This window comes from bacterium, assembly GCA_035528375.1.
Lineage (GTDB): Bacteria > RBG-13-66-14 > RBG-13-66-14 > RBG-13-66-14 > RBG-13-66-14 > RBG-13-66-14.
The window spans coordinates 23,638-37,791 of the sequence record DATKYS010000106.1 but is presented as its reverse complement, the minus strand read 5'-3'; the positions used below and the strand labels follow the sequence as shown (position 1 = coordinate 37,791).

Annotated in this window: 7 protein-coding genes; 1 reads left to right on the top strand and 6 read right to left on the bottom strand. The window is 65.7% G+C overall.

Going from position 1 to position 14,154, the window contains the following annotated elements:
- Positions 1-195: 195 nt before the first annotated feature.
- From VM054_08610 to secA, 6 genes are all read right to left on the bottom strand, one after another.
- The gene (locus tag VM054_08610) at positions 196-819 is read right to left on the bottom strand and encodes an SPOR domain-containing protein (protein HUT99124.1); all 624 of its coding nucleotides are present in this window, start codon (positions 817-819) and stop codon (positions 196-198) included.
- A complete protein-coding gene (locus VM054_08605) occupies positions 812-1,927 on the bottom strand; it encodes a DUF362 domain-containing protein (protein ID HUT99123.1) in 1,116 nt (371 codons plus the stop codon). Before VM054_08605 ends, VM054_08610 begins: the two co-directional genes overlap by 8 nt.
- A 103-nt stretch (positions 1,928-2,030) precedes the next feature.
- Complete coding sequence (locus tag VM054_08600; GenBank protein HUT99122.1) at positions 2,031-2,420, bottom strand: Minf_1886 family protein; 390 nt, start codon at positions 2,418-2,420, stop codon at positions 2,031-2,033.
- A 42-nt stretch (positions 2,421-2,462) separates the two neighbouring features.
- The gene (locus VM054_08595; GenBank protein HUT99121.1) at positions 2,463-3,209 is read right to left on the bottom strand and encodes a hypothetical protein; all 747 of its coding nucleotides are present in this window, start codon (positions 3,207-3,209) and stop codon (positions 2,463-2,465) included.
- Positions 3,206-3,790 carry a hypothetical protein gene (locus tag VM054_08590; GenBank protein ID HUT99120.1) on the bottom strand — a complete coding sequence of 195 codons (585 nt, stop codon included), beginning with the start codon at positions 3,788-3,790 and terminating at the stop codon, positions 3,206-3,208. Before VM054_08590 ends, VM054_08595 begins: the two co-directional genes overlap by 4 nt.
- A gap of 16 nt (positions 3,791-3,806) precedes the next feature.
- Positions 3,807-7,133 (bottom strand): preprotein translocase subunit SecA, encoded by a 3,327-nt coding sequence (gene secA / locus VM054_08585; GenBank protein ID HUT99119.1) that lies wholly within the window; start codon positions 7,131-7,133, stop codon positions 3,807-3,809.
- Between the two features lie 433 nt (positions 7,134-7,566).
- Between secA and VM054_08580 the strand changes: the two genes are divergently transcribed.
- Complete coding sequence (locus tag VM054_08580) at positions 7,567-14,112, top strand: FG-GAP-like repeat-containing protein (GenBank protein HUT99118.1); 6,546 nt, start codon at positions 7,567-7,569, stop codon at positions 14,110-14,112.
- Positions 14,113-14,154: the final 42 nt, after the last annotated feature.

The window sequence follows — 14,154 nt, the reverse complement described above, 5'->3', positions numbered from 1 at the left end:
AGGGCGGTGGTGCGCAGGACGTCGCCCAGGGCGCCCAGCTTGATGATTAAAATCTCCGCGCCGCGTGGGGCGTGGTGCGGGCAGTCCGGGCAAAGGCGCTTGAACCGGCAGGGCCGGTCGCCCAGATACCAGCGGCAGTCGGTGCTGGCGTGCCGGTCGGTCATCTTCCACCCACGGGTGAATCGGAGAAGGACGTCACTGGGCCGGCTGATGGGGGATGTAGGGGGAGAGCCCGTACTTCTCCTGCAGCTCGGCGGCGGTCCCGGCGGCCTCCTCCGGGTCGTGGAACGGCCCGACCCGGACGCGGTACAGCGGCTTTTCGTCGGAGGCCAGGGGCTCGACGACGTAGGCCCGATACCCGTCGGCGCCCAGTTTATCCGCCAGGCTGCTGGCGTTCTCCGCCTCGCCGAAGGCCCCCACCTGGACCGAGTAGGTCACGTTGCCATCGGTAGAACCGCTTCCCGCCACGGTGTGCTGGCCGTTGCCCTCCATGATTTTGACCAGCTCGGGCGGGAGCTCCAGGGGCTGCTCTTCGGGCGCCTCACCCTCGGCCACCTCGCTCGGCATGACGACGAGCTCCCCTTCACTGGTGTAGAAGACGAGCTCGCGGGTGTTTTCCCCGTCGGGGTTCACGTCGGGGGCCTCCACGAGGACCTCCTGGGCGTCCTCGGCCTCCTCGGTGGCCTTTTCACAGGTCTGGGTGAGGAGGAAGGTCCCGCCGGCGACGATTATCACCAGGGCCAGAATCAGCCCGGTGAAGGCGATCCCGGCCTTTTTCCTCGCGGGCGGCATCGGTTCACCGTACTGGAGATTACCCACGGCCGACCTCCTGAACGAGCTCGAACGCCGTCGTGCCGAGTCCCAGCCTCTGAGCCTCGACTAGCTGGACCCCCGCGTCCACGTCCCGGTATATATGACGGAATTTGTCCTCTCCAGGTTCCGCGCCCTCGGCCGCCGAGCCGGGTAGGGCGGGGGCCTCGTTGACCAATCGCCAGCTCGCGGCGTCCACGGCCACCGGGTCGGTGCCGGCCAGGATGCCCAGGTCGGCCACCAGGGGCGGCCCGTTGAAAGGGTAGCAGTCGCAGGCCGGGCTCACGTCGGTGACGAAGTTGACGAAGAAAACCTTGCCCCTGACGGTTTTCACCAGGGCGGCGGCGTACTCGGCGATGCGCCGCTGCACCTCGGCCGGCGCCCGGTCCCACTTGAAGCGGATGGCGTTTTCCGGGCAGGACATGAGGCAGTGGGCGCAGCCGGTGCAGCTCGTTTCCAGGATTGCGGCGGTCCCGTCTTCGATTCTTATCGCCTCGGAGGCGCACCACTCCAGGCACCGGCCGCAACCCGTGCAGCGCTTTGCGTCCACGAAGGGCTTGGATTGGTTGTGCAGGTAGAACTTGCCCGCCTTGGTGGAGCAACCCATGCCCAGGTTCTTGAGCGCCCCGCCGAAACCGGTCAACTCGTGGCCCTTGAAGTGGCTCAGGCAGACCAGGGTGTCGGCCTTGGCCACGGCGGCGGCCAGGTGCACCGGCGGGTTCCCCTCCACGGGCGACGGCACCGTTACGGCCTCGTCGCCTTTCAGGCCGTCGGCCGGGAGGAAGGGCGCGCCGGTGTTCACGCCGGCGAAACCGTGGCGCTCCGCCGTGCGCATGAGGTCCAGCCCGTTGCGGCGCCGGCCGGTGTAGAGTGTAGTCGAATCGGTCAGGAACGGCTTACCCCCGAGCTCCCGAACCAGGTCCACCACCGCCTCCGCGTAGGGGGGGCGGATGTAGGCCAGATTGCCCGGCTCGCCCACGTGGAGCTTGATCGCGGTGATGTCGCCCTCGCCGATGACGCCGGCCAGGCCGGCAGTCCTCAGCATTGGGACGAAGAGGGTCAGGGAGCTTTTCCGGCGGCTCTCGGTCAGGCACAACAGATGCACCCGGGAGGCCATCCTCACCTCACTTTTTCGCGATTATAGCGGCAAAGCGGGTTTCTGTAAAGCAATGCAAAGGCGGTCCGTCCGGACCGCCGCCCCCGCCGAACAAACGTTCGGTTCATCGCTCGTCCTCGGGCGGTACCTCACCGAGCCAGTCGTAGTCCTTCCCGATGCGGGAGAATCCCGGGAATTTCTCGAAATCGTGCAGGTCGTCCTCGGCGGTCTTGCCCAAGAGGCCCACCCGGACGAGCTCGAAGACAATCTTGCCGAAATCCAGCGGCTTCTTGACCCCCCACTCGGCAAAAACCTCGCCGGCGAGCGGCCCGAAGTGGTTGCGGCCCAGGTCAACCAGCCCGACGAGGAGCTCCTGCCCCGTGATGTGCCGCGGCTCGGAAAGCCGGCCGACGAGGTGACCCACCGCGGCCAGGACGAAGCGGTAGGCCCGGTGCGAGTAACTATGGTCGAGGTCGCCGAAGACCTCGTCGAACTTGTCCAGGGGCTCACTCATGGCGTGGTAAGTCTACCCGATGCGGGGACCGGGGGCAAGGGCTTACCCCCCGAAGGGGTCGTCGAACCAGAGCCGCCCCAGGCGGAAGTGGGCGAACAGGACGAGGGCCGCGCTCCAGCCGGCGAGCTGGACCAGCTCGAAGGGGTAGCGGGTGACGGCGTGGAAATCGGCCATCGCGGTGTGGTCGGCGAAAAGGGGCAAGAGCGCCGGCAGCGCGTAGTAGAGCGGATCCCACAAAAGGGGGAGCCCGAAGGAGACCCCGACCACGACGAGCCCTACGCCGGTCGCGGTTGGAACCGACAGGTGCAGCCGGAGGAAGTAGCCCAGCGACGTCATGAATAAAAGACCGGGGAAAAGGAGGAGCACCGCGTCCAGGATTAAAGCGTAAAAGCTGCCCGTCGCGGCCCAGAGCACGATCCCCGCCGTCAGTGAAAGGAAGAGGAGCGCGGTGAGGGCCAGGACCAGCGCGGCCAGGAGGCGCCCGAAGAGGTACGTGAAGCGGCCCGAGGCCCGGGTGGCGCCGAAGAAGAGCCACGGCGTTCCGGTGGCCTCGCCGGCGGCGTCCATGCCGAAGAAGAACCCCAGGACGAGGCTCAGGGGGAAGTAGGCCAGCGACTGGAGGTTGCGGGTGAGGAGGACGAGCTGCTGGCCCAGGGGGGCCTCGATGAGGCGCCCCGTCAGGGCCAGGCCGGAAACGATGAGCGCGCCGAGCCCGACCAGGTACGCCAGAAGGAGCCGCCGCCGCCGGAGGGCGTCCACGACGCCGTAGGTGAACCAGACACCGATCATCGGTCGCCGTCCAGGTACAGGCACGAGGACGGCCCGAGAAGCGCGCGAAGGGAGTCGAAAATTTTCTCCCGCATACCGGCGTCCAGGCCGGCGAGGGGGTTATCCGCGATAATCACCACCGGCTCGGTGGCGAGGGCCGTCGCCAGGCCCAGCTTGGCCCGGTCCGGCCCGCTCAACTTTCCAGACGGTCCGTCGCCTTCCGACAGGCCCAGCGGAGCGAGCAGCCGTTGGGGATCGTAGAGTCTCGACCCGCCCGTGCGTGCGGCCAGGAGCAGGGCCTCGGCGGGGGTGAGGGAGGGGAAGGGCGGTTCGCCGAGCCAGACGGCGACGCGGTTCCGCGGCGGCGTGTTCCGGACGACGAGGGTGACGGGAGGCGCGGAGCCCGGCACCCAACCGTCGGGGGGCAGGAGCATCCGCCCCCGGTGGCGCCGGGCGGTCAGGACGGCCCGGACGAGGGACCGGCGCTCGCCCCGGAGCAGGGTGAGTGTGGCGAGGCCGCCGGCCGACAGGCTCAGGTTGATCGGCTCCTGGGTGGGGCTGGCGACGAAATCCACCAACTGGAAGACGGGCTCGTCGTTCAACGGGGTTCCCACTCGTTTAATGCCCGTGGTCCTTGTCCCAGCAGCACTTCTTGTACTTCTTCCCCGAGCCGCAGGGGCAGGGGTCGTTACGGCCCAGCTTTTTCCCCTCCTCGTCGAGCTTGCTCTTCCGCGATGTCTTCCCCGAGGAGGGCTGCTGCCCGGCGCCCGGCTCCGGCGTGTTGGCGAAAGATTCCTGCCGCCGGCGGGCCCGCTCAGCGGTCTGCGAGGTGAGGCGGTAACGGAAGAAGCGGTTGACCACCTCGTCGTTGACCGTGTCCATCATCTCGCTGAAAGCCTCGAAGGCCTCCTTCTTGTACTCGACGAGGGGGTCGCGCTGACCGTAGGAGCGCAGGCCGATGCCCTCCCGCAGGGCGTCCAGGTAGTTCAGGTGCTCCTTCCAGGCGGTGTCCAGGTGGGACAGGAGCACGAAGCGTTCCAACAGGTGCATCTGGTCCGGCTCGTACTCGGACTCGCGCATCTCGTAGGCCTTCTCGATTCCGAAGCGCAGGGTCTCGTAAAGCCCCTCTCGCCCTTTATCCCGGGCCGTGGACTCCAGCTCCTCGGGCTTCAACAGGGCGGGGAAGGTGGTCATGTACCAGCCGCGCAGGCCGTCCAGGTCCCAGTCGTCGGCGGGGAGGTCGTCGGAGGCGATTTCGTCCAGCTTGACCTCGACGGCCTCCTCCATCAGGCCGAGGATGTGGTCCTTGAGCTCGCGCCCCTCGAGGATGCGGCGCCGGAGCTCATAGATGACCTCGCGCTGCTTGTTGACCACGTCGTCGTACTCCAGGGTGCGCTTGCGGACGCCGTAGTGGTAATCCTCGACGCGCTTCTGGGCCGTGCCGATGGTCTTGGTGATGAGCGGGTGGAAGATGGGCTCACCCTCCTCGACCCCGGCGCGCTCCATGGCCGTGGCGATGCGCTCCGAGCCGAAGAGGCGCATCAGGTTGTCCTCCACGGAGAGGTAGAACCTGGAGGAGCCGGAATCGCCCTGGCGCCCGGAGCGGCCGCGGAGCTGCCGGTCAATGCGGCGGGCGTCGTGGCGTTCCGTACCGATGATGTGCAGGCCGCAGGGTACGAGCTCGGTGTTCTTGGAGAAGTTGCGCAGGGCGGAGTCGTCCGACGGCGGATTCCCCGGGTCCACCACCAGGCCGCAGGGCATCTTGTAGGCGGCCGGAGGGGCCTTCTGCGTTGCACTTTCGCATTGGGCCAGAATTTTCGGGCAGGTGGAGCATTCGTAGGCGTGAATCTCGCCATCGGCCGTCTCGCGGCGGCACCTTATGCAACAGAGCCCCTTCCCGGCCAGGGGGTGGTCCTCGGGGTAGAGGCACCAGACGACGCCGGACCCGAGCTTGATGTCGGTGCCGCGGCCCGCCATGTTGGTGGCGATGGTCACCCGACCCGCCTGGCCCGCCTCGCGCACAATCTCCGCCTCGCTCTGGTGTTGCTTGGCGTTGAGGACGCTGTGGGGGATGTTCTGCCGTTTCAGCAGCCGGGAGAGGGTCTCCGAGACGTCCACCGAGACGGTGCCCACCAGGACCGGCCGGCCGGCCGCGCGTATCTTTTCGATTTCCTCGATGACCGCCGCGTACTTCTCCCGCCGGCTCTTGTAGATGAGGTCGTCGTAATCCACCCGGCGGACCGGCTCGTTGGTGGGGATGACGTTGACCTCGAGCTTGTAGATGTCGCCGAACTCCTGGGCCTCGGTCTCGGCGGTGCCGGTCATCCCGGCGAGCTTTTCGTAGAGCCGGAAGTAGTTCTGCAGGGTGATGGTGGCGAGGGTTATGGTCTCCCGCTCTATCTGCACCCCCTCCTTGGCCTCCAGGGCCTGGTGGAGCCCCTCGGAGTAGCGCCGGCCCGGCATCAGCCGCCCGGTGAACTGGTCCACGATGAGCACCCGGTTGTCCTTGACGACGTAGTCCACGTCGCGCTCGTAGAGCGTGTAAGCCTTGCAGAGCTGGATGATGTTCTGGATTTCCTCCGTGCGCAGGGCGGCATCGTCTATGACCGTTTTGCGGTGCTCCTCCTTCTGCACGGGGTCCATCTCCAGGGCGTCCACCTCCTCCATGAGGGCGTCTATGTCGGGCATGGTGAAGCGTTCGGGGGTGCCCGGGGAAAGGGCCTGACGCCCCTTCTCGGTGAGGTCGGTGGCGAAGGATTTCTCCTCGATGGAGTAGAAGAGCTCCTCCTTGAAATCCGAGAGGCCCTTGGAGACCATCAGTTCGTTCTCCACCCCCTGGATCTGGCGCTGGATCGTCGGGTCCTCCAGTATCTTCAACAGGCGCCGGTTCTTCGGGGAGCCCAGCCGGACCAGCAGCAGCTTTTCGGCGCTAAGCCGGTCGGATTCGGAGGTCTCGTCCTTCATCAACTGGTCGGCCTCGGTCAGGAGCTTGGTCACCTGGGTGTGCTGCTTGCGGAAGAGCTCGCGGACGAGGGGGTTGAGCTTGTCGAAGCGGTGGGTGGACTCGGGGGCGGGTCCGGAGATGATGAGGGGCGTGCGCGCCTCATCTATTAGCACCGAGTCCACCTCGTCCACGATGGCGAAGTAGTGGCCGCGCTGGACGAGCTGCTCGGGGGTAGTGGCGGTGCCGTTGTCGCGCAGGTAGTCGAAGCCGAACTCGTTGTTGGTGCCGTAGGTGATGTCGCAGGCGTAGGCCACCCGGCGTTCCTGCGGCTCCATGTCGTGCTGGATGCAGCCCACGGTGAGCCCGAGGGTGTTGTAAACGCCGCCCATCCAGGCCGCGTCTCGTTTCGCCAGGTAGTCGTTGACGGTCACCAGGTGGGCCCCGCGGCCGGGGAGGGCGTTCAGGTAGAGGGGCATGGTGGCCACCAGGGTCTTGCCCTCGCCGGTGGCCATCTCGGTGATGGCGTTGCGGTGCATGAAAATGGCGCCGATGAGCTGCACATCGAAGTGCACCATGTCCCATACCGTGTCGTGCCCCACAACGTCCCAGCTCGCGCCGAATTTTTTCAGCACGTGGCAGGCCGTCTTGACGCCCGCGTAGGCCTCGACGAGGGTGTCGTCGTCCAGCGCCTCGTCCCAGTATTCCTTCTCCGGGGTGCCCTTCTCCTTCGCCTCGTTCCACCCCTCCCGCAACCGTCGCTGCAATCCCCTGGTCCAGCGGGTGAGGGCGGCGATCCAGCGGCGCAGCTCGGGGTCGGTGAAGTTTTGGGCTATCCCGACCAGCTCGGCGTCGGGGTCGGCCTCCTCGAAGCAGGCGCGGAAATTGCTGTCCTGCAGGTTGACGAGTTCGTCAAAGTGGGCATTTATCCGGTCCACGAGGGGCAGTACGCGTTTGACGTCGCGGCTGAACTTCGTGCCGAAGACCTTTTTTAGAAGCCCCATGGGTTGGCGCCTAGCCTTGATTTTTTAGGAACCGGTCCGTGTTTTTTTACCTGTCGGGGCCGGTCCCGGTTAAATTTATTGGGTAAAAACACCCCGTGGACGGTGAGAAGTACCCCCCGCTCCGTGATTTTGGTTGCCCGAGAAAACGGAGTCGTGCCCCCGGTAAAAAAGTGTACCACGCTCCACGCGGGTAGAACAAGGTGTACGGTATCACGAGTCCCACGGTTCCCTTTGCCGGGTCGGGTGCAAGGGCTTCATCGGTTGACTTTAAACCGGGCGGTGTGTTAGCTTAACCCCAAGTATATCCCCAAGTTGCGTTTCCGGTCCCCGGGGGATTTTCAAGGTCATTTCCGCCCAGGGCCTCCCACGACCGATCCGGCTTCGGGGAGGGGGGTGCGGTAGGGGTTCGATTCTCTCAACGACCGGGCAATCTATGAACTTTACCAACAGGTCGTCGCTCCGTATCTCCGCGGTTGTCATCCTGACCTTCCTCCTGACGACGTCGGCCCTGGGCGTATCCTCGAAGTGGGTGGCGCGGGCCGACGCCGACATTGAGGCCAATCGGGTCGTCGAGTCCAGCCCCTGCCTCGTGGATCTTGACAACGACGGGCGCCCCGAGGTCGTCATCGGTTCCGGTGGCGGCCGTGTTTATGCCTACCGCTCGAGCGGCGGCTCCTTCCTCATCTCCTGGTTCGTCCAGACCGGCGGACCCGTCTTCAGTTCGCCGGCGGCGGGAGACATAGACGGGGACAGCCGACCCGAGATAGTCTTCGGCTCCGAGGACGGCAAGGTGTACGCCGTCGAAAACTCGGGGACCAGCGTTCCGGGGTGGCCCAAGACCACCGGGGGTTCCGTCCGCGGCTCCGCGGTCATCGCGGACCTGGACGACAACGGCTACGCGGATGTCCTCATCGCCAGCCAGGACGGCTACCTCTACGGCTGGGACTACCGCGGCTACGCTCTTCCCGGTTTCCCCTACAACCTGGGCGCCCCCAGCGAGAGCTCCCCCACCGTGGGCGACATTGACGACGACGGCAGGCTGGAGATTCTTATCGGCGACGACAACGGCCTGGTCCACGCCCTCAACCACGACGGAACCGTCCTTGAGGGCTGGCCCCAGCACACCGATTTCTCCGTGAAGAGCTCGCCGGCCCTGGGCGACTTGGACTCCGACGGATACCTGGAAATCGTCGTCGGCAGTTACGACTTCAAGGTTTACGCCTGGAGGCCCGACGGGACGCTCATGTCGGGCTGGCCGGTGACCACCGAGTACCGCATCTTCCAATCGTCACCCGCCTTCGCCGACGTGGACGGCGACGGCAGCGTGGAGGTGGTCATCGCCTCGGGCGACGGACGGGTGTACGCCTTCAAGGACGACGGGCGCCTGGTGCCCGGCTTCCCTCTCGAGGCTACCACGGTGGACGGCGGCTCTCCCTCCCCGATAAAGGGCTCGACCAGCATCGGCGACATAGACGGCAACGGCTACATAGACATCGTCGTCGGCGCCGAGGACGGCGTCATCTACGCCTGGGAGACCACCGGCATCGAGGTTTCCGGCTTCCCCTGGACCGGGATGCAGGGCTTCCCCATACGGAGCACCCCCGCCATAGGCGACCTGGACGGCAACGGCGCCACCGAGATAGTCTACGGCACGAACTTCGCCGGGAAGATCGAGTGCCTCGAGATGGGGAGCGGGTCGTACAGGGTGGCGAACCAGCCCTGGCCCATGTTCCTGAACAACCCCTCCCACGTCACCCTCTTCGGTCACGGCGAGGTGCCCGATGTCACCATAGACCCCATCGAGGGCGAACAGACCGGCGACATCGTGGTTCACTACCACATCGAGGACCGCCAGAGCGACCTGGTGGACCTCGAGGTGCTGTTCACCGACGACTCGGGGTTCTACTGGCACTACGCCTCGACCACGGGTCAGGTGGAGGGATTGTCCAAGAGCCAGTACAACGGTACCCTCACCTGGCACAGCCGTGAAGACCTGGACCATGTAGAGGACACCGATATCAAGATCAAGCTCATGCCCAAGGATCAGACGGGTCTGGGGCGCGCCATCGAGTCCTCCATCATCCACCTGGACAACAACAACCCGCCCCGGGTGGTTTTCGAGCCTCTGGAAGGCGAGCAGACCGAGGACGTATTCATAGACTACAGGCTGGAGGACGACGAGGCGGACGAGCTTTCCTTCGTGGCCGAGTACTCCATTGACGGCGGCGCCACCTGGCACGAGGCCTGGATCGAGGGCAACACCGACTACATAGACAAGGCCCACTACACCGACCAGCTGTGGTGGGATTCCATGGCCGACCTGCCCAACCTGAACGTGGACAAGTGCATCTTCTCCGTTACACCCTCGGACCGCGATTCCGGCGAGCGGACAGTCCTGGGCCCCTTCGTCCTGGACAACAACCAACCGCCGTCAATGTACGTGGAGAACCTCACCGGCGAACAGTACGGCGGCGTGGACATCAGCTTCGAGGTTATGGACGAGGAGGGCGACTCCTGCAGCCTGGTGTGTTATTTCTCCAAAGATTTCGGCCAGACCTGGAACGAGGCCACGGTGGAGGGCAAGCTCGCCGGCGTCCCCTCTTCCCCGGACGGCTCCAAGGGCGTCCTGGTCTGGCGTTCCGACAAGGACCTGCCCGCGCTGGACGAGTCGGCCATCCAGTTCCGCATCATCGCCAGCGATCTGGACGAGGGTGAGGAGGACGACACCGTCCCGTTCCAGGTGGACAACAACGCCCCGCCGTCGGCCCGGGTGGTGGACATCACCCAGGAGGTGACGGGAGACGTTCTGCTGACCTTCTCCATAGACGACATCGAGGACGACATCTGCGACATCGTCCTCGAATATTCCCTGGACGGCGGCTCCACCTGGAAACCGGCCACGACGAAGGAGTCCATCGAGCCGCTGGACAGGTCCCTCGTCCGCGGCTACGACTCGGCGCTGCCGAGCCTGACCGTCACCTGGCTCTCGGTCACGGACGCCGACCAGGTGGATTCCCCGGGTACGATGCTCCGCCTGACCGCCCAGGACAACGACGTCAGCGAATCGCCCTCCACCACCCTGGCCTTCCGCCTGGACAACGACGCCCCGGCGAGCCTCGTGGTGGACAATATCATCGAGGAGTCCACAGGAGACATCCCGATAAGCTACTCCCTGGACGACCGCGAGCACGACACGCTGGCGATTAACGCCGAGTGGTCCGACGACGGCGGCGTCACCTTCAAGCCGGCCGCGGTGACCGGTCAGACCACCGGGATAGGACCCGACGCGTACCGCGGCGAGATAACCTGGAACTCCATCAAAGACTTCGACGGCCGCGACCAGAAGAACATCGTCTTCCGGCTCACCGTCAGCGACAACGACATCGGCGACACCGCCCAGACCGGCGCGTTCTGGGTGGACAACTCCGAGCCGCCGTCGGTCATGCTCACCGCCATCACCCAAGAGGTGACCTCCGACATACCCGTCAGCTACAAACTCGCCGACCGCGAGGGGGACCCTCTGTCCATCGTCTGCGAGTACTCCGACGACGCTGGTGCGACCTACAAGCCGGCGACGGTGACCGGGCAGACCACGGGCATCTCATCCTCCGCCTACGCGGGCACCATCGTGTGGAACTCGGCTTCCGACACGGGCGGCACCGACCAGACCGACATCCACTTCCGCATCCGGCCCTTCGACAACGACGAGGGCACGACCGGCTCCATCGGCGCCTTCCAGGTGGACAACAGCTTCGAGCCCGCGCTCACCATCGCCACGGTGCTCGAGGGCGAGCAGACCGACGACATAGCCTTCGATTACACCCTGACCGACGTGGAGGGCGACACGCTCTCCATGGTGGCCGAGTACTCCCAGGACGGCGGCAACTACTGGGAGCCCGCCACCACCACGGGCCAACTGACGAAGCTGACGCCGGAGCTCTACCGGGGCCGCGTGGTCTGGAACTCGAAGACCGACCTTCTGGGCGCCGACTTGAACACCCTGGTCTTCCGGCTGACCCCGGCGGACAACGACCCGGGCGAGGAGTCCAGGATCGGACCCTTCCACCTCGACAACAACGCCGTCCCCAGCGCCAAGCTCGACCCCGTCCAGGGCGAACAGGAGGGCGACGTCGTCATCCACTACTCCCTCTTCGACGACGAGGGCGACATTTCGGCCATCCTGCCCGAGTACTCCGCCGACGGCGGCTCCACATGGAAGGAGGCCACCACCAAGGGCCTCACCATCGCCGCCTACACCGGAGAGCTCGTCTGGGAATCGGTGGCGGACATGGACGGCCTGGACTCCACTCAGGTGGTCTTCCGCATTACCCCCGAGGACAACGACACGGGCCAGCCGGGCGTCACGCCCGCCTTCCAGGTGGACGACAACCACGTGCCCAAGGTCAACGTCGCCGATTACGAGCGCGAGCAGACGGGCGACGTGGAAGTGGTTTACAACGTCAACGACCGGGAGAACGACTACGTGAACCTGAAGGTGGAGTACTCGCTGGACGGCGGCGCCACCTTCAAGCCGGCCACCGTCACCGGCATGACCGAGCGCGTCGGCCCCACCCCCTACGAGGGGAGCCTCGTCTGGAATTCGGTGTCCGATATCCGCGGAGTGGATTCCAGCCAGGTCGTCCTGCGCGTCACCCCATCGGACAACGACGTCGGCGAGAGCGGCCAGAACAAGGCCTTCCAGGTGGACAACTCCTCCGAGCCCAGCGTGACCATCGCGGCCATCACCGAGGAGCAGTCAGGCGACGTGGTCGTCTCCTACACCCTGGCCGACGTGGAGGGCGACCCACTGTCCATCGTTCCGGAATTCTCGCCCGACGGCGGCAAGACCTGGAAACCGGCCATGGTCACCGGCGCCGTGGAGGCCATCACCCAGACGGCCTACGCGGGACGCATCACCTGGCAGTCGGCGGTGGACATGGACCGCGTGGACAACTTCCAGACCCACTTCCGTCTGCGCCCCTTCGACAACGACGAGGGCACCTCCTTCGAAATCGGCCCATTCCAGGTGGACAACTCCGACGTGCCGTCCGTCACCGTTACCACTCCCTCGGGCGAGCAGGTCAAGGACGTGACCATCGCGTATCAGATTTCCGACCGCGAGGGCGACCCGATCTCGATCAAACCGGAGTTCAGCCGTGACTCGGGTGGTACGTGGGAGCCGGCGACGGTGACGGGGAAGACGGAGGCCATCGCCCAGTCCGGCTACACGGGATCCCTCGTGTGGAACTCGAAGTCCGATACGGACCAACTCGACCTGTTCGAGGTGCAGTTCAGGCTGACGCCCTCGGACAACGACACGGGCGAGCCCTACGTCACCTCGACCTTCCAGGTGGACAACTCCGACGCCCCGATGGTGGCCTTGACACCGATAACCGCGGAGCAGAACGGCTACGTGAAGGTGGAGTACCGGATTTCCGACCGCGAGGGCGACCCCGTCACCCTCGTTCCCGAGTGGTCCTCCGACGGCGGGAAGACCTGGCGCGAGGCCACCATCACCGCCTTGGCCGACATCGGCCAGCCCGCCGGCATCCAGCCCGCCGGTTACGCGGGCAGCCTGGAGTGGAACTCCAAGCACGACACCGACCTGGTGGATCTGGAAACGGTCACCATCCGCCTCACCCCCGCGGACAACGACGTGGGCGAGCCGTCGGTGACCGGACCCTTCCGCCTGGACAACTCCGACGTGCCGACCATCGCCCTGGTGACCCCCGAGGGCGAGCAGACGAACGATGTCGTCGTCGCCTATAGAATTTCGGACCGCGAGGGCGACCCGATCTCCCTGAAACCCGAGTTCAGCCGCGATCGCGGCAAGACCTGGGAGCCGGCGACGGTGACGGGCCGCACCGAGGCCATCGCGTCGCTCGACTATTCGTCGTCCCTGGTGTGGAATTCCAAGACCGACACGGACATGCTGGACCTCTTCGAGGTGCAGTTCCGTCTGACGCCCTCGGACAACGACACAGGCGAGCCGATCTCCACGGGCGTCTTCCAGGTGGACAACTCCGATGAGCCTTCCATCGTCCTTACCGACATCACCACCGAACAGACGACCGACGTCACCATCGCCTATAAAATTTCGGACCGCGAGGGCGATCCGGTGAACCTGACGCCCGAGTACTCCATAGACGGCGGCGTGACCTGGAAGGAGGCCGTGGTCATCGGCACCATCACCAAGATACAGGCCACCGCCTACTCGGGCAGCCTTGTGTGGAACTCCAAATCCAACATGGACACCCTGGACTCGACCACCGTCGTCTTCCGCCTGACCCCGGCGGACAACGACACCGGCGCCCCCGACCAGACGGCGCCCTTCCAGGTGGACAACTCCGATCCGCCGAGTATCCAGCTCACCGATATCACCACGGAGCAGACCAAGGACGTCACCATCGCCTATCAGATCGCCGACCGCGAGGGTGATCCCGTAAGCCTGACCTGCGAGTACTCCCCGGACGGCGGAGCGACCTGGAAACCGGCCGCCGTCACCGGGCAGACCACCGCCATCGCGTCCTCGGGGTACGCGGGGACCATCGTCTGGAACTCGGCGCTCGACGTGGACGAGCTCGACCTCTTCCAGGTGCAGTTCCGCATCACCCCCGCCGACAACGACGTGGGCGAGCTGGACGCCACGGTCAACTTCCAGGTGGACAACTCCGACCCGCCGTCGGTCGCCCTGGGCGCGGTAGAGGCCGAGGTCTTCGGCGACATCATCATCCCCTACACCCTCTCCGACCGCGAGGGCGACCCGCTCGACATTCTCTGCGAGTTCTCCATTGACGGGGGAAGCACCTGGCGGGCCGCCACAGTGAAAAACGCCACGGAGAAACTGACCGGTGCCGCTTACTCCGGCGACGTGGTGTGGGATTCGTTCACGGACCTCTTCGGCGTGGACGCCGAGGACGTCGTTTTCCGCGTCACTCCGTCGGATAACGACGTGGGAGAAGCGGCCACGGTGAGGTAACCGGCGGTCCGGGGGCAGCGCAGTGTTATATTCCAAACGGCC